Source organism: Methylomonas koyamae, from assembly GCF_001644025.1.
Classification (GTDB): domain Bacteria; phylum Pseudomonadota; class Gammaproteobacteria; order Methylococcales; family Methylomonadaceae; genus Methylomonas; species Methylomonas koyamae_A.
This window is the reverse complement of sequence record NZ_LUUK01000159.1, coordinates 1-23984: the sequence shown is the minus strand read 5'-3', so window position 1 is coordinate 23984 and position 23984 is coordinate 1. Positions and strand designations below refer to the sequence as shown.

General features: G+C 55.0%; 26 protein-coding genes. 17 read left to right on the top strand and 9 right to left on the bottom strand.

Going from position 1 to position 23984, the window contains the following annotated elements:
* Window positions 1-358: 358 nt before the first annotated feature.
* Genes A1355_RS11330 through gspD form a run of 12 tightly spaced genes read left to right on the top strand, consistent with a single transcriptional unit; the run spans window position 359 to window position 9899 of the window.
* Entirely contained in the window at window positions 359-601 is a 243-nt protein-coding gene (locus A1355_RS11330) for a DUF2281 domain-containing protein (RefSeq protein WP_064028109.1), read from the top strand.
* Entirely contained in the window at window positions 598-1002 is a 405-nt protein-coding gene (locus A1355_RS11325; protein ID WP_064028107.1) for a type II toxin-antitoxin system VapC family toxin, read from the top strand. The genes A1355_RS11330 and A1355_RS11325 overlap by 4 nt, the downstream gene beginning before the upstream one ends.
* Window positions 1003-1010: 8 nt before the next feature.
* Entirely contained in the window at window positions 1011-2228 is a 1218-nt protein-coding gene (locus A1355_RS11320) for a type II secretion system F family protein (RefSeq protein ID WP_064028104.1), read from the top strand.
* Between the two features lie 18 nt (window positions 2229-2246).
* Window positions 2247-2672 (top strand): type II secretion system major pseudopilin GspG, encoded by a 426-nt coding sequence (gspG, locus tag A1355_RS11315; protein WP_064028101.1) that lies wholly within the window; start codon window positions 2247-2249, stop codon window positions 2670-2672.
* Window positions 2672-3163 carry a GspH/FimT family pseudopilin gene (locus tag A1355_RS11310; RefSeq protein WP_064028099.1) on the top strand — a complete coding sequence of 164 codons (492 nt, stop codon included), beginning with the start codon at window positions 2672-2674 and terminating at the stop codon, window positions 3161-3163. The genes gspG and A1355_RS11310 overlap by 1 nt, the downstream gene beginning before the upstream one ends.
* Window positions 3150-3566, top strand: coding sequence for a type IV pilus modification PilV family protein (locus A1355_RS11305; protein ID WP_064028097.1), 417 nt, complete (start codon window positions 3150-3152; stop codon window positions 3564-3566). Before A1355_RS11310 ends, A1355_RS11305 begins: the two co-directional genes overlap by 14 nt.
* Before the next feature lie 5 nt (window positions 3567-3571).
* The gene (locus tag A1355_RS11300) at window positions 3572-4285 is read left to right on the top strand and encodes a prepilin-type N-terminal cleavage/methylation domain-containing protein (protein ID WP_064028095.1); all 714 of its coding nucleotides are present in this window, start codon (window positions 3572-3574) and stop codon (window positions 4283-4285) included.
* Complete coding sequence (locus A1355_RS11295; protein WP_064028093.1) at window positions 4269-5216, top strand: general secretion pathway protein GspK; 948 nt, start codon at window positions 4269-4271, stop codon at window positions 5214-5216. The genes A1355_RS11300 and A1355_RS11295 overlap by 17 nt, the downstream gene beginning before the upstream one ends.
* Entirely contained in the window at window positions 5213-6397 is a 1185-nt protein-coding gene (locus tag A1355_RS11290) for a PilN domain-containing protein (RefSeq protein WP_064028090.1), read from the top strand. Before A1355_RS11295 ends, A1355_RS11290 begins: the two co-directional genes overlap by 4 nt.
* Complete coding sequence (gene gspM / locus A1355_RS11285; protein WP_064028087.1) at window positions 6390-6968, top strand: type II secretion system protein GspM; 579 nt, start codon at window positions 6390-6392, stop codon at window positions 6966-6968. The genes A1355_RS11290 and gspM overlap by 8 nt, the downstream gene beginning before the upstream one ends.
* Window positions 6965-7597: a hypothetical protein gene (locus A1355_RS11280; RefSeq protein ID WP_064028084.1), complete on the top strand. Its 633-nt coding sequence runs from the start codon at window positions 6965-6967 to the stop codon at window positions 7595-7597. Before gspM ends, A1355_RS11280 begins: the two co-directional genes overlap by 4 nt.
* Window positions 7587-9899 carry a type II secretion system secretin GspD gene (gspD, locus tag A1355_RS11275; protein ID WP_064028081.1) on the top strand — a complete coding sequence of 771 codons (2313 nt, stop codon included), beginning with the start codon at window positions 7587-7589 and terminating at the stop codon, window positions 9897-9899. The genes A1355_RS11280 and gspD overlap by 11 nt, the downstream gene beginning before the upstream one ends.
* Window positions 9900-9973: 74 nt before the next feature.
* Here the strand turns inward: gspD and nqrM are convergent, their stop codons facing one another.
* From nqrM to A1355_RS11235, 8 genes are all read right to left on the bottom strand, one after another.
* Window positions 9974-10177: a (Na+)-NQR maturation NqrM gene (gene nqrM, locus A1355_RS11270; protein ID WP_064028079.1), complete on the bottom strand. Its 204-nt coding sequence runs from the start codon at window positions 10175-10177 to the stop codon at window positions 9974-9976.
* Between the two features lie 219 nt (window positions 10178-10396).
* Window positions 10397-11617 (bottom strand): NADH:ubiquinone reductase (Na(+)-transporting) subunit F, encoded by a 1221-nt coding sequence (gene nqrF, locus A1355_RS11265; protein WP_064028077.1) that lies wholly within the window; start codon window positions 11615-11617, stop codon window positions 10397-10399.
* Window positions 11618-11627: 10 nt separating this feature from the next.
* Entirely contained in the window at window positions 11628-12236 is a 609-nt protein-coding gene (gene nqrE, locus A1355_RS11260; RefSeq protein ID WP_064028075.1) for an NADH:ubiquinone reductase (Na(+)-transporting) subunit E, read from the bottom strand.
* Window positions 12236-12904, bottom strand: coding sequence for an NADH:ubiquinone reductase (Na(+)-transporting) subunit D (locus A1355_RS11255; protein WP_064028073.1), 669 nt, complete (start codon window positions 12902-12904; stop codon window positions 12236-12238). Before A1355_RS11255 ends, nqrE begins: the two co-directional genes overlap by 1 nt.
* Window positions 12905-12912: 8 nt before the next feature.
* Window positions 12913-13773: a Na(+)-translocating NADH-quinone reductase subunit C gene (locus A1355_RS11250; protein WP_064028071.1), complete on the bottom strand. Its 861-nt coding sequence runs from the start codon at window positions 13771-13773 to the stop codon at window positions 12913-12915.
* A complete protein-coding gene (locus tag A1355_RS11245; protein ID WP_064028069.1) occupies window positions 13766-14965 on the bottom strand; it encodes an NADH:ubiquinone reductase (Na(+)-transporting) subunit B in 1200 nt (399 codons plus the stop codon). Before A1355_RS11245 ends, A1355_RS11250 begins: the two co-directional genes overlap by 8 nt.
* A complete protein-coding gene (locus A1355_RS11240) occupies window positions 14966-16312 on the bottom strand; it encodes a Na(+)-translocating NADH-quinone reductase subunit A (protein ID WP_064028066.1) in 1347 nt (448 codons plus the stop codon). It abuts the gene before it with no gap.
* Between the two features lie 190 nt (window positions 16313-16502).
* Window positions 16503-17231, bottom strand: coding sequence for a metallophosphoesterase (locus A1355_RS11235; RefSeq protein ID WP_064028064.1), 729 nt, complete (start codon window positions 17229-17231; stop codon window positions 16503-16505).
* Between the two features lie 99 nt (window positions 17232-17330).
* On the opposite strand from A1355_RS11235, the gene ispG reads away from it, so the two are divergent.
* The 5 genes from ispG to A1355_RS11205 all read left to right on the top strand — a co-directional run bounded on the left by ispG (window position 17331) and on the right by A1355_RS11205 (window position 22481).
* On the top strand, window positions 17331-18551 hold the full coding sequence (ispG, locus tag A1355_RS11230; protein ID WP_064028062.1) for a flavodoxin-dependent (E)-4-hydroxy-3-methylbut-2-enyl-diphosphate synthase: 1221 nt from the start codon (window positions 17331-17333) through the stop codon (window positions 18549-18551).
* Window positions 18552-19245: 694 nt separating this feature from the next.
* Window positions 19246-19908 carry a TorF family putative porin gene (locus tag A1355_RS11220; protein ID WP_231883638.1) on the top strand — a complete coding sequence of 221 codons (663 nt, stop codon included), beginning with the start codon at window positions 19246-19248 and terminating at the stop codon, window positions 19906-19908.
* 114 nt (window positions 19909-20022) lie between these two features.
* The gene (locus tag A1355_RS11215) at window positions 20023-20568 is read left to right on the top strand and encodes an RNA polymerase sigma factor (protein WP_064028056.1); all 546 of its coding nucleotides are present in this window, start codon (window positions 20023-20025) and stop codon (window positions 20566-20568) included.
* Between the two features lie 18 nt (window positions 20569-20586).
* The gene (locus tag A1355_RS11210) at window positions 20587-21264 is read left to right on the top strand and encodes a zf-HC2 domain-containing protein (RefSeq protein ID WP_064028054.1); all 678 of its coding nucleotides are present in this window, start codon (window positions 20587-20589) and stop codon (window positions 21262-21264) included.
* Window positions 21261-22481 carry a S8 family peptidase gene (locus A1355_RS11205; RefSeq protein WP_064028052.1) on the top strand — a complete coding sequence of 407 codons (1221 nt, stop codon included), beginning with the start codon at window positions 21261-21263 and terminating at the stop codon, window positions 22479-22481. Before A1355_RS11210 ends, A1355_RS11205 begins: the two co-directional genes overlap by 4 nt.
* 92 nt (window positions 22482-22573) lie before the next feature.
* On the opposite strand, the gene A1355_RS11200 is transcribed toward A1355_RS11205, so the two are convergent.
* The gene (locus tag A1355_RS11200) at window positions 22574-23827 is read right to left on the bottom strand and encodes a glutamate-5-semialdehyde dehydrogenase (protein WP_064028050.1); all 1254 of its coding nucleotides are present in this window, start codon (window positions 23825-23827) and stop codon (window positions 22574-22576) included.
* Window positions 23828-23984 lie beyond the last annotated feature (157 nt).

Sequence of the window (23984 nt, the reverse complement as noted above, 5' to 3'; positions counted from 1 at the left end):
TTATCCACCCTACGGCCCTAAGAAAAGATATTGAAATTGCCAGGCGAGTTGCCTTGTAGAACGGAAATCCTTGGAAATGCGATAGACAGCAATTGGTAAAATGGCCCTAGCTCACCGGAGGTAATATGTATGCCGCAATTAAAGGCATTTACGAAAACGGCCAAGTCATACTTGAAGAAACCCCGGCAACCAATACGAAGTCGAAAGTAGTTGTTATGTTTCTTACCGAAGAACAAACTGTAGCTAAATCTGTCCATCAAGCCCGGTAGGTACGATTAGTATAGCGTAATCGTACGAAGACAAAATACCATTATGCGTTTTATATAATTCTAAACCTAGCAGTTGTCGGAGGCCAAAAATGTTGCAAGAACTGTTAATAGAAGAAATCAAACGAATTCCCGATGAAAAACTCGCCGAAGTTTACGATTTAATTCACTACTTTAGACTCGGTTTGGCGCAAGAAACCCAGGCAGTCGAAAACAATATTTCGGAGAGAACACCGGGTAGCTTAACGCGACTAGGTTCTTTGCAAGGGAAAAATTACAATATTCCAGACGACTTTAACGACCCGCTAGACGACCTGCGGGAGTATATGGAATGAACTATTTAATCGATACTCAAATATTAATTTGGTATCAACTAAATAGCTCCAAACTCGGCCCAGGCGTTTTAGCGCTAATCAACAATAGAAAAAATATTGTTCAAATCAGCCAGATAAGCCTTTTTGAAATCGCCATCAAACAAAAGCTCGGCAAGTTACCGGAACTGGACATCACCGTTGACGCATTGACAGGCTTGATTCGCCAAGACGATTTTAATTTGCTTGACCTAAAAACCAAACATATCAACGCGTACGCCAATATTCCATTACTTCCCAATCACCGCGATCCATTCGATAGACTATTGTTAGCTACTGCCTTTAGCGAAAACATGCCGATTGTTTCCGCCGACGAGAATTTTGCCTTATACCCACCGCAAATCCAGCTCATTGCCAATCGCTAAACCATTCCATGCCTTTATATTCCTACAAAGCCGTCAACAATCAGGGTCTCGCCGAGGAAGGCGTGCGCGATGCCGCCGACGAGCAGGCCCTGTTGCTGGAACTGCAAAATCAGGGTTTGATTCCGATCCGCGTCGAAGCGGCCAAGGACAAGACCTTTCTCGGTTTCAAGCTGAAAACCGCCGGCGTCCGCCTGTCCTCCAAGGAAATCGGCATGCTGACCGCCGAATTGGCGACGCTGCTGGAATCCGGCCTGCCGCTGGACCGCTCGCTGACGATCTTGCTGCAACTGACCGAGGATAAGCCCAAGCTCAACAAGCTGACCGCCGACGTACTGGACAAGGTCAAGGGCGGCAAGGCGCTGGCCGACGCGCTGGAAAGCCAGACCGGCGTGTTTTCCAAGTTTTATCTGAACATGATCCGCGCCGGCGAGTTGGGCGGCAATCTGGGCGGCGTATTGCAGCGGCTGGCCGAGTATATGGAGCGCGCCCAGGAGTTGAAGGATACCGTCAGCACCGCGCTGATTTACCCGGCGGTGTTGCTGGTGATGTCGCTGGCGTCGCTGTTCGTGATGTTGACCTTCGTCGTGCCGCAATTCAAGGAAATGTTCGATAGCGCCGGCCAGGCCCTGCCGGTGCCCACGCAAATCGTGGTCGGGCTGGCCGAGTTCCTGCAAAGCTATTGGTGGCTGTTGCTGTTGGGCATCGCCGCGACGGTGCAATATTTCAAATCCCAACTCGGCGCGCCGGCCAGCAAGAAGGTCTGGGACGGCCGGTTTTTAAAAGCCCCGCTGGTCGGCGAAATCGTGTTGACGATGGAGGTCGCCAGCTTCAGCCGTACCTTCGGCACCTTGCTGGGTAACGGCGTGTCGATTTTAAAGTCGCTGGTCATCGTCCGGGAAACCGTCGGCAACACGGTGTTGGCCGAATCGCTGGATTACGCCGAGGCCCAATTGAAACAGGGCCGAACTTTATCAGAGGCACTGAGTCAACAAAGCCTGTTTCCCAAACTCGCCGTGCAAATGATTAAAATGGGCGAGGAAACCGGCCGGCTGGAAGAAATGCTGATGCGGGTGGCCGGCATTTACGACAAACAATTAAAACAAACGATACAACGCATGCTGGCCTTGCTGGAACCGGCGTTGATTATCTCGTTGGGCCTGATGATAGGCGGCATCATCGTCTCGATTTTGCTGGCGATTCTCAGCGTCAACGATCTGGCTTTTTAATCCAAGGAGAGACACGCGATGACACACACGATACGCCGCCAACGCGGCTTTACGCTGCTGGAACTGTTGGTGGTATTGGGCATTATCGCCATGCTGGCCGGCATCGTCGGCCCGCAGGTCATGAAACACATGGGCGCCTCCAAAACCAAGGCGGCCAGGGTGCAAATCGAGGATTTGGCTGCGGCCCTGGACATGTACAAGCTGGACGAGGGCCGCTATCCGACCCAACAACAAGGTTTGCTGGCGCTGATCGAAAAACCGTCCGACGCCAAGCGCTGGAACGGCCCCTATCTGCGTAAGGAAAAAATTCCGCAAGACCCCTGGAACGTCGATTATCACTACGTCTTCCCCGGCCAACACGGCAAGTTCGATTTGTTCAGCTACGGCGCCGACGAGAAAGAAGGCGGCGAAGGCGAGGAACAAGACATCAATAGCTGGGAATAATGACCCGGCCGCCCCGCCCCGCCGCCGCGCGGGGCTTCACGCTGATCGAGATGGCGATCGTGTTGCTGGTCGCCGTGCTCGGTTTCGCGGTGCTAGGCAACAATATCGCTTCCGGCAACCACGCCACCAAGTTGCAGGCCGTGGCGCGCGACATCGCTTCAGCGCTGCGCTATGCCCACGGTCAAGCCCTGCTGACCGGCAAAACCGCGGCGGTCACGATCAGTCTGGCCGACAACAGCTACCGAGTCGACCATCGCGACAAGACTTACGCATTCGCCGAAGACATCGACGTGTCGCTGGTGGTTGCCGAGGAGGAATTCGCCGACGGCGAGCAAGGCAGCATCCGCTTCTTCGGCGACGGTTCCTCGACCGGTGGCCGCATCACGCTGGAATGGGGCAATCTGTCCAAAAAAATCGACGTGAACTGGATTACCGGCGAAGTCGCCATTTCGGCCGTCGAACCCGACCTGCTCGACCATGCGACGGCTTGACGGATTTTCGCTGCTGGAAATTTTAGTCGCCTTTTCGATCATGGCGATCGCGCTGACCATCGTGTTGCGGGTATTCGGCAACGGCGTCAACCACGCGGGAATCGCCGAGGAATACACGATCGCGGTGCAAATCGCCGAGTCGCTGATGGCCCGCACCGGCGTCGAAACCGCGCTGGAGCCGGGCGAACTGGACGGCAACGAAGGCGAACGCTTCGATTGGCGGGTCAGCGTCCAACCAGTGCAAAACAGCGGCGGCGTTCGCGAAAGTCTGCGCAAGCTGGCCGACGGCGACCAGGAACCGGCCGCGCGACTGATGCGAGTCAACGTCACCGTAGCCTGGGGCGACGACGAGCAGCGCCGCACGGTAGAACTCGATACCTTAAAACTGACCACTGCTCAATAGCCGGCATGGACCGCCCGATTCGAAACGGCTTTACCCTAATCGAAATGTTGATCGCGATGACGCTGCTCAGCGTCATCGTGGCGCTGCTGTTCGCCAGTCTGCGCATTGCCGCCGAGAGCTGGAACGTCGGCGAAGCCAAGCTGACCGAGGTCAACCAGAAAGCCGTGGTCTACCAGTTTTTCAGACGCCATCTCAGCGGCATCAAACCGGTGCCGACACCGACCGAAGACAACGAGTCATCGCCGACCGGTCTGAGAACCGACACCCCCGACGCCGCCAATCAAACCGCCGAGACGCTGGCCTTCGAAGGCCGTCCGCACGCGATTCGTTTCGTCGCGGCGCTGCCTTCGGCTTCGGCCCGTAAGGGCTTACAGACGTTTACCGTCGATACCGACCCTGATAGTTCGTCGGTGATTCGGGTTTCGCTGGTACCTTACGGCCAATTGCCCGACACCGCGGCAGAGGCCACGGTCCTACTGAATAATGTCGAGGACTTTGAGTTGGCCTATTACGGCGCCAACGCGGAAACCGATAAAACCGCCTGGCACGAGCAATGGATCAACGCCGAGCAACTGCCGTTGCTGATTAAGGTCCGCATCGTCTTGCGAGACCACAGTTTCTGGCCCGACATGATCTTTCCGGTCAGAATCAATGCCAGACCGACGCTGACCGCGCCGCCCGCCAATACCGAGAGCGTGGACGATGCCAACCCGAATTAATCGGCAATCCGGCTTCGCGCTGGTCATCGTCATCTGGATTTTGACCTTGCTGAGCATCATGGCCGGCAGTTTTGCATTAAGCATGCGCCGCGAAAGCAGCGTCAGTTATGCGCTGCACAAAAACGCCGAAGCGATGGCGATCGCCGAAAGCGGCATCAATCTGGCTATTTTCAGGCTGCAACAAACCGACAAGGAGCAGCGCTGGCTATCGGACGGCAGCGTTTATCAGGTCCCGACCGTGGACGGCGTCACGCGCATCAAGATTCTCGCCGAATCCGGCAAGGTAGACATCAACGCCGGTAAGGAGGAACTGCTGCAAGCCGTCATTGCCGGCGCGACCAGCGACGAGAAGGAACAAGCTCGCTTGGTGGACGCGATCGTCGATTGGCGCGATGCCGACGACGAGCCGCGTCAACACGGCGCCGAACGCAAGGAATATCAACAGGCTGGATTGCGGCAGCGCCCCGGCAATCGACCGTTCCAGTCCGTCGAAGAACTGCAACAGGTGATCGGCATCGACGCTGAATTGCTGGAACGCCTGCGGCCCTGGCTAACCGTGTATTCGGAACAAGCCGAAGTGGATTTCAAGGTTGCCGATCCGAAGCTGTTGCAAATCATCGGCGCCGATCTGAAAGAACGCAATGTTCATGATGTATACTTGGACAATCGTTTGGCGGCTCAGTCGTCGGACCAGGAAGACACCGGCGAAACCGGCGAGGATAGCGGAATCGCCGAGAACCAGGCTTTTACCATCACGGTGGAAACCCGGATTGGCGAAGACGCCGGCGCTGGCCTCGAAGCAGTCATTAAGTTTCAGAATCAGAACCCGGATGAGCCTCCTATAAAAATCCTGGATTGGCACCCTCGGCAAGACGCATTGTCGTTATTCGACTCGGCTATGGAATCCCAGCTAATTTTTGTTCAAGAATGAATTTACAAGCGACAATCGATTTTGACCTGCGGCGGTTTTTCCGCTGGTGGAGCAAAGAGCTGAGCTACTGGATACCCGCTCCGGTGCTGGCCTTATTAAGCGACCGCAGCGGCTATCTGATTTTCGCCGAAACCCCAGCCGGCATGACCGCGACGTTTCGCCGCGCCCTCGACCCCGATCAGCCTCCCGTCTTCAGTAAAACCCTGAATCGCGACAATCCCGATGCCTATCGGGAGTTGCTGGCGCTACAACCGGAACTGCAAAAAGCCGATACGCTGCTCAGGCTGGAAGCGAGCCAGGGTCTGACCAAAACCATTTATCTACCGCTGGCCGCCCAGGAAAACCTGGCGCAAGTGGTCGGTTTCGAGCTGGACCGGTACACGCCGTTCAAGGCCGACGCGGTGTATTTCGCCAACTTACCGTTGGGGAAAACCGATTCGGGCCAACTACGGGTTCAGTTGGTGCTCACGCCGCGACCTGTACTGGATCGCCTGCTGGAACAATTGCAGAGTTGGGGCGTGCAACCCAGCGGCGTCGATTACGCCGAGGCGTTACCCGCAGAAGGTATCACGGCGGATTACAATCTATTGCCGGAACGTTTCCAACCGCGCGGCAACCGCTTGTCGCAATCGCTGCACTGGCTTTTGAACGGATTGTTTGCGCTATTGTTGCTGGCCGCGACAATTTGGCCGGTTTGGCGGGAAGGTGAAGCGGTCGAGCGTTTAAAGGCCAGTATTAAAACATTGGAAAAGGAAACCCGGCTGATTGAGGGCCAACAACAGGAAATCGAGGCGGTGCGGAGCAAGACTCAACGCTTGATCGACCTGAAAACTCAAACCCCCTCGCTAATCGAAGTGCTCAACGAGCTCAGCAAGTTATTGAAAGACGACACCTGGCTCACCCACTTTCAGTACACCGACAAGCACTTGCAGGTTCAGGGCCAGTCGCCGGCCGCGTCCGCGTTGATCGGCATCTTGGAAGCATCGCCCTATTTCGCCAACGTGGCCTTCGTATCGCCATTGACTCAGGATAAGAACACCGGCCGGGAACGCTTTCAAATCAGCATGGATGTCGCCGCCGTCGCCGAAACCGAACCCTCGGAAGCAGCCGATACCGCCGAGGAAACCGACACCGATGCGAATCCGGCCGATGACAACGGGTCAGGGACGGCGAATGAGTAATCCGCGTTATCAACGTTGGTTGGCGCTAGGGTTGTTGATCGGCGTCGTCTTGACCTTGCTGTTTGCGATTCCATTGCCGTTACTAAATCAATGGTTGGATTATCGCGACCAAAAAAGCGATTTGTTATTCCGCCTGCAACGCCAACAAGCCGTTGCCGCCCGCAAACAAGGCGTGGCCGACAATTTGCAAGCCTTGCAGCAGCAATTCGAAGAGCAGGATTACTTCTCGAACAGCACGACCGAGGCCTTGGCGTCCGCCGAGCTGCAAAACGCGATCAAGACGGCCGTCACCGAAGCCGGCGGCCAGCTCACCAGCACGCAGGGGCTTCCGGGCAAAGCCGAAAACGAATTCGTCCGAATTTCAGTGAAGGTGCGCATGGTGTCCTCGATAGACGCACTGCGCCACGTGTTGCACAGCATTGAGTCTTCGGTACCGCTGCTGGTCATAGATCAACTGGACATTACCCCGGTTCGCGGGGCCCGCAATCGAGGCACCAACAAAATAGACCCCAGCACCCAACTCAACGTCAGTTTTCAAGTGGTCAGTTTCATGCGAGCCAAATCCTCATGAACCAAAAACTATTGAAACTGCAATTGATAGGCTGCGGCCTGGCGAGTTTGACGCTGGCCGCCGAGTGGACTTACGGAAATCTTGCCTGGAACGAGTTGCTGAAGGCCTTGGAGCCGCCCGTGCCCGCTGAATTTCAGAGCGAGGAATTGCCGGAACTGCCGGAGCGCCAACGCTCGTTGGAGAATTTCGCCGAAATCGTCGATCGCCCGGTGTTTATCGAAGGCCGCCGGCCGATCGCGGATGCGACAACCGCCGATGCGGCGGCCGGTCCGGATCTCGGCCAAATCGACGATTGGGCCCTGATCGGTATCTACAACAAGGACCGGAACCCGATCGCGCTGTTCAGCAAACGCAACGAAGCAAAAAAATTTCAAAAGCTCAACGAATCGCAAAGCATATCCGGCTGGACACTTAAACAGATACTGGCCGACCGGGTTGTGCTGACCCAAGCCGGCCAGGAAAAAGCCGTCGCGTTACGTAAGCCTAGACCGCAAACCAAACCGCCGGTGCCGGGCAGGCCCCCCGTGCCGCCGAGACCGGCGCAACCGCCAGCCGCCATGCAGCCGCCCCCAAAACCCAACGAACCATCTCCGCCCGTTGAAAATGTCGAGAACATCAATGACAACTAGTAAATTCACTCTTACTCCGGTCGTGGCGTTAGCGCTGTCGATGACAGGTTGCGAGTTTATCGGTCCGCAATTCCACCAGAAACTGCCATTGGCCGAAGTCAAACCGGCGTCCGGCGATCAATTATCGCTACCGGAGTTGTCCAACGAAGCCGATAAGAACGCTGAAAACAAAGTCACCAAGGTCGAGTTGTTCCCGAACGGCGAACCCGTCATCAACGCCCAGGCCAACACGACGGCCGAACCGAAAAAATCGGTCGGTAAAGGCGAATACAGCCTGAATTTCGACGACGCCGACCTCGGCGAAGTGGCCAAAGTTATCCTCGGCGACATTTTGAATCGTAACTATACGATCAGTCCGCAAGTCACCGGCAAGGTCACGCTGCAAACCTCGAAACCGCTCAGCAAGGAAGAATTGATTCCGACCCTGGAAATGCTGCTGAGCCTGAACAATGCCGCGCTTTCGACGCTGGACGGGGTTTATTTGATCAAGCCATCCAACGAAGCTATTTACAGCAGCTCTATCAACTCTCTGTCGGGTTCGAAAATGCCGAACGGCTATCAGGTCCGAATCATTCCGGTCAAAAACGTCGCCGCCGCCGAATTGGGCGAAATTCTGAAACCCTTGCTGCCGGAAAAAGCTCTACTGCATGTCGACGCCAATCGCAATCTGCTGATGGTGGCCGGTTCCGGCGCCGAGCTGGGCCGGGTCATGGATGTGGTCAATACCTTCGATATCGATATTTTGAAAGGTCGTTCGTTCGCGCTATTCACGCCGGCCCACGTCAGCGCCGGCAAAGTCATTGACGAGTTGGATCAAATCTTCAACCACAAACAAGAGAAGGACAAGGCCGGCGATTCCAGTTTTTTCCGTTTCATCGAAATCGAACGCCTGAACGCGATTCTAGCCATCACCCATCAGGCGCATTACTTAAAAGACATCGAAAACTGGATCTTGCGGCTGGATAGGATCAATCCGGCGGCGGCCGGCGGCGTGAATGTCTACCGCGCGCAGCACGTCAATGCGATAGATCTCGCGGACACTTTGAGCAGCATTTACGGTAGCGGCGGCGGTCAGCGTAGCTCGAAAGCCTCGATTGCCTCCGGCCGGAAAAGCATGTCGGCCAGCAATCGGTCCTCATCTAGCTCCGGCATGGGTTCTTCGAGTAGTTCCAGTTCTATTTCCGGCTCCAGCTCCAGCAGCAACCGTAGCGATGCCAACGAACGCACGCTGAGTGACCGCACCCAAGACCGCAATCGTAGCGGCGGCGGCGCGAGCAGTAGCGGTGGCTCGGTACTTGGCAACGCTTCGACGGCAGGTTCGAACAACAACGACATGCCCAACGTTAAAATCATTCCGGACGAAGGCAACAATGCATTGATTATCGTCGCGAACTCTGAAGAGTATTCGAAAATCCTGCGGGTGTTGAAACAATTGGATGTGTTGCCGCTACAGGTGATGATTGATGCGACGATCGTCGAGGTTCAACTGACCGATACGTTGGAATACGGTATTCAATGGTATTTCAATCATCAGAATGGTGGTAACAACACGATACAAGGTGGCTCTACCAAGGGTGGCGGCAGCAGTATCGATTTGACGAAAGCCGCGCTGGGTGCCGCCACATCGGGCTTCTCCTATGCTTTCGTCAGTGGATCAAAAGATATTGCGGCGGTTTTGAATGCCAGCGCGATCAACGAGAAGCTTAATGTCATTTCCTCGCCCTCATTGATGGTATTGAATAACCAAGAAGCTTCGATCAAGGTTGGTGACTCAGTGCCGATACGTTCCTCGGTTACCAGTAACACCAGCAATACCACCACCACCGGAATAGTACAGACCAGTTCGATTCAAATGGTCGATACAGGGATCAATTTGTCGGTCAGGCCGAGGGTCAATTCCGGCGGTCTGGTGCTCATGGACATTTTACAAAGCGCGAATGCGGCAAAGGAAACCACCACTAGTACCGGAATCGACTCACCCACGATCCAAAAACGAGAGATCGAAACCAGCGTCGTGGTTCAGAGTGGGGAAACCATTGTGCTCGGCGGCTTGATCGACGACTCGAACACTTACAACCGTAACGGCGTACCGTTACTGCACGAAATTCCGGTTATCGGCTCTTTATTCGGCGGTTCGAAGCGGGATAACGTTAAGAAAGAACTAGTCGTGCTGTTAACGCCTCGGGTCATGAAAAGCCGTGTCGATGCCCAAGAAGTAACTCAAGAATTCAAACGTAAATTGTCGGGAATTTATGAGGAGCAGGCACCGCTTAACATTGAAATAGAAGAATCTATTCAATAGAAATCCCGCTTGGTGCATAGCTTGGCGGGATGGAACTGTTTTATCCCGCCGATAAAAAACGCAAGCGGGAATAGTTAACCGTCAACTCGCTCACCCTGCGCTAATAACGCGGCTTGCTCGGCCTCCAACAGTTTTCGCTTGTCGCACTTCTCGGTGCAGATGCAATTGCCGGTACCGCCGCAAGAGCCTTTGATCGCGTGTCGACCGAATATCACGCCGATCGCCATGACCGCGATCACGACCAGCATAAACACGAAAGTTACTAAAAAATACGTCATGGATGTCCTCTAATTCAATATGACGGTTGAAAATACGTCTGATCGATAGATCGTCAAAAACAGAAATAGTTACAGTATCGGCCAAAATAGGTGTAGCGACTACGGCAATCGAAGCCGATTCATACTAAAACCTGATTCCCGCCAAAATCAACCATCGTCAAAAAAAAACGAGGAGAAATCCTAAGATCGCTCCTCGTTCCCGACCGGCAAAAAACCGATTTAGCCGCCGAAGTCGTCCAGGAAGATGTTTTCCCTGTCTACACCGTTAGCCAACAGCATGTTGATCACCGACGAGTTCATGATTGGAGGACCGCACATGTAGAACTCGCAGTCTTCCGGCGCCGGATGGTTCTTGATGAACTCCTCGAACAACACGTTGTGGATGAAGCCGGTGTAACCGGTCCATTCGTCTTCCGGCAACGGATCGGACAGAGCCACGTGCCATTGAAAGTTGTCGTTCTCGCGTTGCAACATGTCGAAATCTTCGACATAGAACATTTCCCGCTTGCTGCGCGCGCCATACCAGAACGTGATTTTGCGTTTGGATTTCAACCGACGCAACTGGTCGAAAATGTGCGAACGCATCGGTGCCATACCGGCACCGCCACCAATGAAGACCATTTCGGCATCGGTATCCTTGGCGAAAAATTCTCCGTAAGGACCTGAAACCCAAACTTGATCGCCCGGCTTCAAATTAAAGATGAAAGAAGACATGATGCCTGGCGGAATACCGTCCGGCGCGCCCGGCGGCGGCGTGGCGATCCGCACGTTCAACATAATCTCTTTTTCTTCTGGATAGGAAGCCATCGAGTAGGCCCGCAAAGTCGGCTCTTTTACGTCCGATACGTAGCGCCACAGATTGAATTTATCCCAATCCGGACGGTATTCCTCGGCGACATCCATATCGGCGTACTTGGACACGTGCGGCGGACATTCGATTTGAATGTAACCACCCGCGCGGTAATTGATCGCTTCGCCTTCCGGCAATTGCAATACCAACTCTTTAATAAACGTGGCGACGTTGTCGTTGGACTTGACGGTGCACAGCCATTTTTTGACGCCGAATACGCTGTCCTCGACTTCGACCGCCATATTGGTTTTCACCGCGACCTGGCACGCTAGACGCTCGCCGTGAGCGGCTTCGCGCTTGGTAATGTGCGACAGCTCGGTTGGCAGAATATCGCCGCCGCCGCTATGCACTTTCACCTTGCATTGGCCGCAAGAACCGCCGCCGCCGCAAGCGGATGAAACGAACAATTGGTTGTCGGACAGCGCATTCAACAATTTCGAACCGGCCGGCACGTGAATCTTCTTCTCGTTGTTGATCAGAATTTCCACATCCCCGGCGGCCACCAGTTTGCTTTTCGCGCCGATGATCATAAACACCAGCGCAATCACGATAGCCGTGAAGAAAATAACCCCTAATGCAATTTCTAGCATTACGATACCCTTACAATTGAATTCCAGAGAACGCCATAAAGCCCAAAGACATCAAGCCGGCGGTAATGAAGGTGATACCCAGGCCTTGCAGGGCCGCCGGCACGTCGCTGTATTTGAGCTTCTCGCGCACGCCAGCCATCAGGGTAATCGCCAATGCCCAACCGAAACCGGAACCGATACCGTAGGTCACACTCTCACCGAAGTTGTAGTCGCGCTCGATCATAAACAAGCTACCGGCCAAAATCGCGCAGTTCACGGTAATCAAAGGCAGGAAGATACCCAATGCGTTGTAAAGCGCAGGGAAGAACTTATCCAGCGTCATTTCCAGAATCTGCACGATCGCGGCGATCATGCCGATACAGCTGAGCAGACTCAAAAAACTCAAGTCCACGCCGGTAATCCCGATCCAGGCCAGGGCATCTTCCTTCAACAAGGTTTGATAGATGAACTGATTCGCGGGTACGGTCAAGGTTTGTACCACCATAACCGCGATGCCCAGACCCATCGCCGTTGAGATCTTCTTGGACACCGCCAAGAAGGTACACATCCCCAGGAAGAACGATAACGCCAGGTTTTCGATGAAAACCGCTTTAACAAATAAGCTGATATAGGCTTCCATTAGTGGTGCCCTCCTTCACCGTGAGCAATAGCCATAATTTTGAACTCGTTGTGTTCGACTTGTTTCGGCTTCCAGGTGCGGAAAGCCCAAATAATCAAACCGATCACGAAGAACGCGCTGGGCGGCAACAGCATCAAACCGTTCGGTACGTACCAACCGCCATCTTTGACCAACGGTAATACTTCGATACCCAACAATTTGCCGGAACCCAGCGTTTCGCGGACCAAGGCGACCAGAATCAAAATCAAGCTGTAGCCGGCGCCGTTGCCGATACCGTCGATAAAGCTTTGCAGCGGCGGATTTTTCATCGCATACGCTTCGGCGCGGCCCATGACGATACAGTTGGTGATGATCAAACCGACGAACACCGACAGTTTTTTACTAACATCGAACGCGAAGGCTTTCAACAACTGATCGACCACGATCACCAGCGAAGCGATGATGATCATCTGTACGATGATACGGATGCTGCTCGGCGTGTGCTGGCGCACGGCGCTGATCGCCGCGCTGGAACACGCGGTAACCGAGGTCAAGGCCAACGCCATGATCAGCGAGGTCGACATTTGCGAGGTCACCGCCAACGCCGAACAAACGCCGAGTACCTGCAAGGTAATCGGGTTGTTATCGACCAATGGTTCGAATAATACTTTTTTAGTTTCTTTGTCCATGACGACTCCTAACCGTTTGACTTGATTTTGTTCAGGTACGGCGCGAAACCTTCCGGTCCCATCCAGTACAGGATCAAATTGCTGACGCCGCGGCTGGTCAAGGTGGCGCCGGCCAGGCCGTCGACTTTGTTGACCGCATCCGGACGACTGGTATCGACCGTGCCTTTAACCAGAGTCAAAGCCACTTCGCCGTTATCGCCGTAGACTTTCTTGCCTTTCCACAATGCCCGCCAGTTGGGGTTAACCACCTCGCCGCCCAGACCCGGTGTTTCGCCTTGGTCGTAGAGGTTGATGCTTTGCACGGTTTGGCCGTCGGCTTCCAGCGCCAGGAACCCGTACATCGTGGACCACAAGCCGTAGCCGTTAATCGGCAGAATGATGGATTGCAATTTACCGGCGTCCTTCACCAAAAACACCTTAGCAACCTTGGCCTTCATCCGAATGCTGGCGATGTCTTTCTCGACCGGAATCACTTCGTTGGTTGCCGGGTCCTTGGCTGCCTTGCGTTGGTCGTATTCGTCAACATCGCCGTCAACGTATTCGCCAGTCGCCAGATCGACCAATTTGGCTTCGATTCTGTCCTTGAAGGCCGCATCGATGTTGGTATCGTTTTCCAACAAACCGGCGACATCGAGAATGTTTTTCTTCATGTCCAGGGCTTTGTTGTGCGACTGCAACGGCCGCAATGCGACAGTAGCCATAGACACCAACACCGCGCAGACCAAACATAGGGCCAATGCGACATTGATGGTTTTTTCCAAACTGTCGTTGCTCAGCGCTAGGATACGGTCGGCATAAACTCTGAACTGCTCGTAATATTTACAGAGCTGCTCGTTATACTTGCAGGTTTTTTTCTCGGCATTAAGCATGGCGTTTAATCCTTCTTCTGATATTCGCTTGGACGACAAAGTAATCAATCAACGGCGCAAACATGTTGGAGAAAAGAATTGCAAGCATCACGCCTTCCGGGAACGCCGGGTTTACGACCCGAATGATGACGATCATCACACCGATCAAGATGCCGTAAATCCAGCGGCCGGTATCGGTATTGGCGGCGGAAACGGGATCGGTGGCCATATAGACGGTACCGAACGCAAAACCGCCCAACACCATGTGCCAATACCAGGGAATCGCGAACATCGGATTGGTATTGCTGCCGACCACGTTCAGTAAAGTGGACATCGCGATCATGCCGATCAACACGCCCGCCATGATCCGGTAAGATGCGACGCGGGTGTATAGCAGGAAGGCCGCGCCCAGCAGACAGGCCAAGGTCGAGGTTTCACCCATCGAACCGGGAATGAAGCCCAAGAAGGCTTGGAACCAGCCGAAACTGGCTTTGATCGCGTCCAAGCCACCGGCGGAAGCCAGCGACAACGCAGTGGCGCCGCTATAACCGTCAACCGCGACCCACACCGAGTCGCCGGAAATCGAAGCCGGATAGGCGAAGAACAGGAAGGCCCGGCCGGTCAAGGCTGGGTTCAGGAAGTTTTTACCGGTACCGCCGAACACCTCTTTGCCCAACACGATACCGAAGGAGATACCCAACGCCACTTGCCACAAAGGCATGTCCGGCGGCAGAATCAACGTGTAAAGCATCGACGAAACCAGGAAGCCTTCGTTGACTTCGTGCTTGCGAACGGTGGCGAACAACACTTCCCAAACGCCGCCCACGGCCAGCGTGGTGAAATAGATCGGGAAGAAGTACAGCATGCCGTGCACCAGGCACGATAAGGGGTTGTACGGGTTGTAACCGAACAAGACCATGGGGAAGCGGCGCCAGTTGTCGATCGCTTCGACACCCATCGCCTTCATCGCCAAATTAGCCTGATAACCGGTGTTGTACCACGCCATCAATATGCAGAACGCCGTGGCGATAACCACGAAGGTCATGGTCCGTTTCAGGTCGTTTCCGTCCCGAACGTGGGTTTTACCGCGCGTTACATCGGACGGCGTGTAGATAAAAGTATCCACCATCTCGTAGAGACCGTAGTACTTTTCGAACTTGCCGCCTTTTGTAAAATGCGGCTCTATGCTATCTAATAAGTCTCTAGCCGACATTTATCCTTCCTTCTCGATTTTAGTTAAATTAGCTCTAAGCACCGGCGCGAAATCGTGCTTACCGGGATCGACAAAGGTGAACAGGGAAACATCTTCCTCATTCAACTCCAGACAACCCAAGGCTTGCGCGGTATCGGTGTCGCCGACCACAATGGCTTTCAGTAACGGCGTCGCCAAAATATCCATCGGCATTACGCTCTCGTAAACGCCGACCGGCACGATGGCCCGGTTACTGCCGTTCTTATCGGTTGTTAACGGAAACAAACGACCGTCTTTGCGATCCTTGCTGGACACATAAACGTTCATCGCCGAATATTTGTCCTTGCCGGCCACTATCCAGCCGAAGAATTCGCGATCGCGACCTTCTTTCAGTGCCGAAACTTGCAGACTGTAGGCGCTCAAATACGCCAAAGCACCAGCGGCTTCGTGGCCATACAGCACCGAACCGGAAATCACGCGATTTTCAACATCCTGCAATTCGCCGGCGACTAAGTCTTCCAGATTCGCACCGACACGGGTACGCACCAACCGCGGATTTTTAACGGTAGGTCCGGCTAGCGATACGACTCTTTCGACATTCAATTTGCCGGTCGTGAACAAGGCGCCGATCGCCATCACCGCTTGATAGTCGATATGCCAGACCGATTTATGACCGTTAACCGGATCGAGGAAGTGGATGTGAGTGCTGGGCAATCCGGCCGGATGCGGACCGGCGAATTCCGCGACCTGAACCGCGCTGTTGCTTGGCACGTCCGCGCCGCTGGCTTTACACAAATAAGTCTTGCCGGCGGTCAGTTTGGCGATCACGGTCAAGCCGTTCAGAAAGTCGGCCGCCCGGTCTTTAATCACCACGAGCGGGTCCGCGGCCAAGGGCCGGGTGTCGATCGCGGTAACGAAGATAGCGCTCGGCGCGCTGTCGGCGGCAGGAACTTTGCCGTAGGGGCGAGTCAGGAAAGAAGTCCAAAGGCCGGAAGCCAACAGATTTTCCTTGACTTGATCGGCGGACAAGCCGGCCAGCGCCGCCTCGTCATAACTGGCGAAGCTTTCTTGTTGATTGCCGCTCAGTTCGATCACTACCGACAATAACACCCGGCGATCGCCGCGATTGACGGCCTTGACCACGCCGGCTCCCGGCGAGGTAAAGTTGACGCTGGGGTTTTGCTTATCAACGAACAAAGCTTGGCCCAACTTGACTTTATCCCCTTCGGCAACCAGCATTTTTGGCTTTAGGCCGACATAATCGCAGCCCAAAAGCGCTACCGACTTGATGCCGTTACCGTCACTTATTTTCTGTTCGGGTCCACCCGTAATGGGCAAGTCCAAACCTTTTTTTAATGTAAATTGCATAGTAGATACGCCTACTCTCCAGACAGATTGCAGCAAAAGCCCGCCGGAAAAAACTCCAACCCCACCGGGCACTTCAAGACATAAAACCGCGTCATTACATCACAACTTATCGGCTTTCTCAACGAGAAATCCTCAGTCGCGACGCCGCCTGCAGCCCCGGTTAACGCACGAAGTAAGGCGTTTTTTGGCTTCAAATTTCGATGGTTTTATTGATATCGAATCCCTCAACGGTTTTACGCCCTAGATAGCCGCGGGTATTACTGAGGATGCGCGCGTCGGCGATACGATAGTCGCCCAAATTGTGAACATGGCCGTGAAACCAAGCAGCGATCTCGTACTCGTGAAACAAAGGTTTCAAATCGTTGCAATAGGCCAATCGCTTTAGAACTTTGGGCGAACCTATCCAGCTCCATTCGGTAGGCGCGTGATGCGTGACAACGACGGTTTTTCCGGCGTAGGGTTCGGCCAAACGCGCTTCCAGCCAGCTCTTGGCATCGGCATGCAAGGCCGAAAACTGATAGGGCGAGAACGCCTGATCCTCAAAGCTGATCCGGCGAAAATCGTTGAGGGTTTTCTGCAGCGCATTCGCTTTTTCGTCGCCTTCGGAAAACAGATCAGTCCAGAGCGTGCAGCCAATAAAGCGTACACCCTGGAACACAAACTGATCTTTTTCCAGAAAATGAATCTGGCTGCCCGCGCATTCCCGGCGCAACATTTCCAGCACCTGGCGATACTCGTAGCCATAAAACTCATGGTTGCCCGCAACGTAGATCACCGGTTTATTCAAAGCCTTCAACCAAGCCACGCCTTGGTCGAAAACGCCAATGTCGCCCGCCGCCACGATAATGTCCGCGTCGGTTTCCGGCGCCGCCTGCTCGCCAAATTCCAAATGCACGTCGGAAAAATAATTGATCAACACAAATTAACTCTTGACTATTGGCGTTGGGTTATAATTTTAAGACCGAGTAAAACGCTTGGTATTTTTCCAAACAACTTCGATTTCTTGCAAAACATTTCTATGTCCATAAGTCCCAGAAAGCACACTCAACAGGTTTTGGTTGGCAACGTCAGAGTCGGCGGCGGCGCTCCGATTGTAGTCCAATCCATGACCAACACGGATACTACCGATGTTGCGGGAAGCGTACAGCAAATTATGGAATTGGCGACCGCCGGGTCGGAATTGGTCAGGATCACCGTCAACACCGAGGAAGCCGCCAAGGCCGTCCCGGACATCGTTAACCAGCTCGAACAAAAAGGGTTTTCAGTGCCGATTATCGGCGACTTCCATTTCAACGGCCACAAATTGTTGGAAAAATATCCGGAATGCGCCCAGGCCCTAGCCAAATACCGAATCAATCCCGGCAACGTCGGCAAGGGTAAAGCCCGCGATCCGCAATTCCAACAAATGATCGAATTCGCAATCCAGTACAACAAACCGGTACGGATCGGCGTTAACGGCGGTAGTCTGGATCAGGCGGTGCTAACCCGCTTACTCGATGAAAACCGCCAACTGGCGGAGCCTAAGGAGTTACCGGCCATCACTCGCGAAGCCATCGTGCTATCCGCGTTGGAAAGCGCCGCCAAGGCTCAAGAGCTGGGCCTGGGCAAGGACAAAATCATTCTTTCCTGCAAAATCAGCGATGTGCAGGAATTAATCAGCATTTACCAAGACCTGTCCGAGCGTTGCGACTATGCCTTGCATTTAGGTCTGACAGAAGCCGGCATGGGCTCCAAGGGTATTGTCGCCTCGTCGGCGGCACTGGGTATACTGATGCAACAAGGCATCGGCGATACGATCCGTATTTCGCTAACGCCGGAACCCGGCGCCGCCCGCACCAAGGAAGTCGTCGTGGCTCAGGAGATTCTGCAAACGATGGGCTTCCGCTCGTTTACGCCGATGGTCACTGCTTGCCCCGGTTGCGGCCGCACCACCAGCGACTATTTCCAAAGACTGGCCCAAGATATTCAAGGCTATTTGCGCGACCAAATGCCGCTCTGGAAAAACAAGTATCAAGGCGTCGAAGAGATGAAAGTCGCGGTGATGGGCTGCGTCGTCAATGGACCGGGCGAAAGCAAGAACGCCAATATCGGCATCAGCTTGCCGGGCACCGGAGAAACGCCGGTCGCGCCGGTATTCGAAGACGGCGTTAAAACCGTGACGTTAAAAGGCGATAACATTGCCGGCGAGTTTCAGGAATTGGTCGAGCGCTACATCGAAAGCCATTACAGCGCGCACTAATTCTTTTCTTTGGCAACAGCCGACGAGAGCGCCCCCATCTCGTCGGTTACCCGCCGCGCATTTCCTTAATGCCGGCGCACGTGCCAACCATCGGGGCATTCAAAAGAAGAGCTGTCGTTAAGCGGCTTTAAAGCGATCCTCGGCCGCATCCTCGGCCTCCGCTTGATACCATTCCTTAAAATCGATGGGTAACTCCATCACCGGACCGGTGACGCAAAATCTCAACATGCCGTCCGTTGCGACATAGATTCCGCCACTAATGCAATCTTCCCTGAGTCTTTGAGTGCTTACACTAAGCGAGGTATTCATGACGATCCGCTGTAATTGACTTGCGGGCGACTGTAGACAAGCTTTCTTAACGCTCTCTTAACTATCCGGTTGCGGCGGCGAGACCAGTTTCGGCGGATAGCGCTTACAAGCAGAATATCTAGTTGCGCAATACAGTCGTAAGTTACGACTCGCCCGATTCTCCCGAACCAATGCATAGCCAGATCGAGCTATTCTCCGAATAAGTTGAAGGTTCAATGTAACTGGTAAATAATGCGTCGAATAAGCGCCGTTGCCTACCGCTACGTCGAGGTGTGAATCCCCGCCATCGCTACCCTCCCTTATGGAGTTTAGGACTATTTTTCGCAAAGGTTTGTTTTCATTGGCGGTAGGTCTGGCTTGTTGGTTACCGGACACCCCGCCCGCCGTGGCCGAATGGCACGGCAGCCTGACCTTTCTCAGCGATTACATCTACCGGGGCTACTCCAAAAATCGCGGCAATCCGTTGGCTCAAGCCCATCTGGATTACCAGCACGAGATCGGCTGGTTCGCCGGCCTCGGCTTGTCTCAAGTTCGCTTCGACGACCAAACAAACAGCAACCGCGCCGAACTTGAAATCAAACCTTATTTCGGTTGGAATTGGCCGATCGACAGAGATTGGCGGGCCGAGCTGTCGGTTAGCGGATACCTTTTCGATAACAAACTATTCAACCACTCCGCCGACTATGCCGAATATTCCGCCTCGCTACATTTCCGCGACTGGCTGAGCGCCACGATTTCGGTCGCTCCCAATGCCTACCAACGACAGGCCGACGTGCCCAATTACGAACTGAATTATCGGCGCGACATTTGGGATACCGTACAATTTTCGGCAGGTTTGGGCTACCATCAAGCAGGTAGATTGTTGGGCCAGGACTATTTTTACTGGAATGCCGGTCTTTCCTGGTTTGTGAACGAACATGTGTCGGTCGATATGCGCTACTTGGACGCCGCGTTGACGGCTCATCACCACGCCGATCCGAATCAAGACGAATTCTATCCGCGCCGGCAAGACGACCGCTATCTATTTTCGGTCACTGTCGGATTTTAAAAGCGAACCGTCATTGAACCTTGGACGCCCAGCGCGGCATATACCCGAGACCACCCGAGGATCCGCGACCAAGGTTAGATGATGCTGCGTCCAGTGCGTAATTCAATACCACCCATGCCGAACCACACCGAACATCCCGTCGATGAACAGGCAATTCTGCTCCGTATTGCCGAAGGGGACGCTCAAGCCTTCGAGATTTTTTATAAACTGTACTACCCGCGCTTGTTTCGATTTATTTTGCGCGTCACTCGCGACGCCGAAAATATCGAAGAATTGATACAGGAAACCCTGTTACTGATCTGGGAGCAACCGGAGCGCTTCAACCACGAAAGCAAAGTCTCGACTTGGGTATTCGGTATCGCTTATCGCAAGGCGCTGAAGGCCTTATCCAAGGCCGGCAAATACAGCGCGGACGTCGATATCGAAGACTTTCACGAAACCTTGGGCGATCCGTTGGCCAATTTGGCCGACAATTTCGAGACCGCCGATTGGTTGAACCGCGCGCTGGCCCATCTGCCGCCCGATCAACGTGCCGTGATCGAATTGACCTTCTACCACGGCCTGCCCTACCAGGAAATCGCCAAAATCCTGGACTGCCCGGAGAATACCGTGAAAACCCGTATGTTCCATGCCCGCAAAAAGCTGCAAGCCTTTGCCTAGGCCAGGGAGATTAGACCGATGAACGCCGAAGCCCACACCCAAGCCCAACATCAACAAGTTCAGCGACTGCTGCCGTGGTACGCCAACGACAGCCTGCCGGAAGCGGAGTACCGACTGGTGGATAAACACATTCGGACCTGCCTGACCTGCCGCCGAGAATTGCAAGGTCTGAAAAAGCTGGCGCAAGCCATCAGCCAATCAACCGATCTGGATATCGCCGCGGAAACGTCGTTCGCCAACGTGTCCGCCAAACTTCGCTCCTGCGACCGCTCGGCCGACTCGGCCGCGCCCAACGATCGCCAGGTACCGTCGCGGACGCCCCGCCGCTCGAACGCCTACAGCAAACATCGCGGTTTCCGCTACGCATTGGCGGCTTCGATCTTGCTGGCCTTAATGCCGCTGGGCTGGCAACTCATGCCGATCGGCACCGACGGCTACCGGACCTTGGCAACCGCTAAACCCGCCGGACTCGCGGCGCCGACCTTGCGCGTGGTCTTTGCCAATACCGTATCGGCTACGGATATATCGGCCGTGCTCCGGGATTTACACGGCGAACAACAAGGCGAAGCCAATAGTGTCGGCGCCTTGACCGTGCGTCTGAGCACCGAGGACGGTCACCCGAATCTGGAGCAAGCCATCGCCCTGCTCAGGAGCCGATCCGACGTGTTGCTGGCGGAGCCTGTGATACAACCATGAATCCGATCCGTGTAGCGACACTCGCGATACTCTTGTTACTCGGATGCGGTTGCGCCGATCGAATCGACTTCGCGAACCTCGGCGACCAGCCTGCCGATCGGGAACGGCGGATTTTGGTGACCTTTATCGACCGCGGCATTCAACGCGATTTACCCGGCAATTCCCAGGATCGCTATCGGACGCACGGCACTTACGGCAATTCGTCCTGGAGCGAGCGTATCGCGCTAAAGCTGGCGGAACGCCACCAACTGCGCTTCGTCGCCCAATGGCCGGTCACGGAACTCGGCGTCAGTTGCGTGGTTTACGAAATCCCCAACGCGCTGCCGTTACCGCAAGTCATCGGCGAATTGCAAAACGACGACGATGTCGGCACGGTGCAGCCCATGCAGAGCTTCCAAGTGCTGGCCGACCAGCCGGCCGCGGACCCGACGCACGGCGACCCCTACTTGCCGTTGCAAACCGCGTACAACGCGTTGAACATCGGCGAGTGGCATAAGCGAGCCACCGGCCAAGGCATACGCATCGCGCTGATCGATACCGGCGTCGACCTGGAACATCCGGATTTGAAAGGCCAAATCGATTATTCGGAAAACTTGGCCCCGGAACCTGGCGATCATAATCTGGCCGACATGCACGGTACCGCGGTGGCCGGCGTGTTATCGGCGCGCCCCGACAACGGCATCGGGATCGCCGGTATCGCGCCGGCCGCCGACGTCCTGGCGCTTCGTGCGTGCTGGCCGGAACAACCCAATGCGCTGGCCGCTCGCTGCAACAGTTTCACGCTGGCCTTGGCCTTGAATCAAGCGATTCGGATGAATGCGCGGATTATTAACCTCAGTTTGAGCGGACCGGAAGACCCGTTGCTGAAAATGCTGATCGAAAAAGCCCTGACCAAAGACATCATCGTTATCGCCGCCGTGCCGGGCAACCCGCTGGCCGGCGGATTTCCGGCCAACATTCCCGGCGTCATCGCGGTGAATCAACTCGACCTCAACCTTAAGGCGGACGGCAACCAAATCGCGGCGCCGGGCCGGGATATTTTGACGACCTTACCTCACGAGTCCTACGACTTCATGACCGGCAGCTCCTTCGCCACGCCCCATGTTGCCGGACTTACCGCGTTATTATTGCAATTGCACCCGGATTGGCGCGCGGCCGAGATCAAACAGCAACTGCTTCATCCGGAAAACTTGCTCAGCGCCCTAAACACCGATTAGGCCGATGACCTTCCTCGTTGGAGGCAATCCGGCGCGCGCTGGGTCGCGATCGATCGTTGCGGATCCTACCCCGACGAGCCTGGCGCCAAACGCTAAGCCCGCAAATGCCCGTCCCCCACCGCCACCCACTTATAGGTCGTCAGTTCGTCGGGACCGACCGGACCGCGCACGTGGAGTTTATCGGTACTGATACCGACGACCGAACCCAAGCCGTAATCGCCGCCGCCCGATAACCGGGTCGAGGCATTGATCATCACCGACGCCGAATCCACCTGTTCCTCGAATTGCCGGGCCAGACTCAGACTTTGGGTAACGATGCCGTCGGTGTGACCGGAACCGTACTGGTTGATATGATCGATCGCGGCCTGGATGCCGGCCACGACTTTCACCGACAAAATCGGCGCCAGATATTCGGTAGACCAATCTTCTTCGCTGGCGGCGGCGATGCCCGGCAGCAGCGCCTGGGTCTGCCGGCAGCCGCGCAGCTCGATATTGTTCGCGGTCAACGCATCGTTCAGCAGTGGCAGCAATCGTTCGGCGCATTGGCTATCCACCAACAAGGTTTCCAGCGCATTGCAAACCTGCACACTTTGACATTTGGAGTTGACCACCAAGGCCACCGCTTTCTCCGACTCGGCATCGCCGGCCAAATACAAATGGCAAATCCCGTCGTAATGCTTGATGACCGGAATTCGGGTGCCTTCGGCGATACGCTGAATCAAGCCCTTCCCGCCGCGCGGGATCAGTACATCGATATAGCCGTCCATTTTCAGCAATTCGCCGACCGCTTCGTGGCCGGGCGTGCGTATGATTTGGATCGCGTGCTGCGGCAAGCCGGCCGCGACCGCGCCAGCGACCATTGCATCGGTCAGAATGGCGTTGGTTTGCAGCGCTTCCGATCCGCCGCGCAAAATCACCGCGTTGCCGCTTTTAATGCAGACGCCGGCGGCATCGGTGGTGACGTTGGGACGCGACTCGTAAATAATGCCGATCACCCCCAGCGGCACCGATTTTTTATACACCCGCAAGCCGGCCGGGTTGGTATGGCCGGTCAGCACCCGATTCAGCGGGTCCGGCAGTTGCGCGACTTTCGTCAGACGCGACAACATGTAATTGAAGGTCTTGTCGTCTATCGTCAGCCGCTTGACCATCGCGTCCGACTGGCCCGCATCGCGCGCCTTGGCGATTTCCAGCGCGTTGACCTCCAGCACGGATTGCTTAACCGCCTCCAGCGCTTCGGCCATGTTCGCCAAGGCGCGATTGCGGGCGGCCGCCGACACCGAGGCCAATTGACGAGCCGCCGCGCGGCTTTGTTGAGCGATGGTTAACACGGAATCACAGTTCATAGTCAGCAATACGGTTTGGATAAAACGACGGGAATGGAAAAAACGCCATTATCCTACAGGATGGCGCCGAAAGGCTTAGCGGCCCTTCGGCTCCGCTCAGGGACCGCCCTCGACTCTGCTCAGAGATCGCCCTCGGTTCCGTTCGGGGCAAGCCTCG

Coding starts and splice junctions, on each gene's coding strand:
- A1355_RS11330 (WP_064028109.1), top strand. CDS start 359: ATGTTGCAAGAACTGTTAATAGAAGAAATCAAACGAATTCCCGATGAA.
- A1355_RS11325 (WP_064028107.1), top strand. CDS start 598: ATGAACTATTTAATCGATACTCAAATATTAATTTGGTATCAACTAAAT.
- A1355_RS11320 (WP_064028104.1), top strand. CDS start 1,011: ATGCCTTTATATTCCTACAAAGCCGTCAACAATCAGGGTCTCGCCGAG.
- gspG (WP_064028101.1), top strand. CDS start 2,247: ATGACACACACGATACGCCGCCAACGCGGCTTTACGCTGCTGGAACTG.
- A1355_RS11310 (WP_064028099.1), top strand. CDS start 2,672: ATGACCCGGCCGCCCCGCCCCGCCGCCGCGCGGGGCTTCACGCTGATC.
- A1355_RS11305 (WP_064028097.1), top strand. CDS start 3,150: ATGCGACGGCTTGACGGATTTTCGCTGCTGGAAATTTTAGTCGCCTTT.
- A1355_RS11300 (WP_064028095.1), top strand. CDS start 3,572: ATGGACCGCCCGATTCGAAACGGCTTTACCCTAATCGAAATGTTGATC.
- A1355_RS11295 (WP_064028093.1), top strand. CDS start 4,269: ATGCCAACCCGAATTAATCGGCAATCCGGCTTCGCGCTGGTCATCGTC.
- A1355_RS11290 (WP_064028090.1), top strand. CDS start 5,213: ATGAATTTACAAGCGACAATCGATTTTGACCTGCGGCGGTTTTTCCGC.
- gspM (WP_064028087.1), top strand. CDS start 6,390: ATGAGTAATCCGCGTTATCAACGTTGGTTGGCGCTAGGGTTGTTGATC.
- A1355_RS11280 (WP_064028084.1), top strand. CDS start 6,965: ATGAACCAAAAACTATTGAAACTGCAATTGATAGGCTGCGGCCTGGCG.
- gspD (WP_064028081.1), top strand. CDS start 7,587: ATGACAACTAGTAAATTCACTCTTACTCCGGTCGTGGCGTTAGCGCTG.
- nqrM (WP_064028079.1), bottom strand. CDS start 10,177: ATGACGTATTTTTTAGTAACTTTCGTGTTTATGCTGGTCGTGATCGCG.
- nqrF (WP_064028077.1), bottom strand. CDS start 11,617: ATGCTAGAAATTGCATTAGGGGTTATTTTCTTCACGGCTATCGTGATT.
- nqrE (WP_064028075.1), bottom strand. CDS start 12,236: ATGGAAGCCTATATCAGCTTATTTGTTAAAGCGGTTTTCATCGAAAAC.
- A1355_RS11255 (WP_064028073.1), bottom strand. CDS start 12,904: ATGGACAAAGAAACTAAAAAAGTATTATTCGAACCATTGGTCGATAAC.
- A1355_RS11250 (WP_064028071.1), bottom strand. CDS start 13,773: ATGCTTAATGCCGAGAAAAAAACCTGCAAGTATAACGAGCAGCTCTGT.
- A1355_RS11245 (WP_064028069.1), bottom strand. CDS start 14,965: ATGTCGGCTAGAGACTTATTAGATAGCATAGAGCCGCATTTTACAAAA.
- A1355_RS11240 (WP_064028066.1), bottom strand. CDS start 16,312: ATGCAATTTACATTAAAAAAAGGTTTGGACTTGCCCATTACGGGTGGA.
- ispG (WP_064028062.1), top strand. CDS start 17,331: ATGTCCATAAGTCCCAGAAAGCACACTCAACAGGTTTTGGTTGGCAAC.
- A1355_RS11215 (WP_064028056.1), top strand. CDS start 20,023: ATGCCGAACCACACCGAACATCCCGTCGATGAACAGGCAATTCTGCTC.
- A1355_RS11210 (WP_064028054.1), top strand. CDS start 20,587: ATGAACGCCGAAGCCCACACCCAAGCCCAACATCAACAAGTTCAGCGA.
- A1355_RS11205 (WP_064028052.1), top strand. CDS start 21,261: ATGAATCCGATCCGTGTAGCGACACTCGCGATACTCTTGTTACTCGGA.
- A1355_RS11200 (WP_064028050.1), bottom strand. CDS start 23,827: ATGAACTGTGATTCCGTGTTAACCATCGCTCAACAAAGCCGCGCGGCG.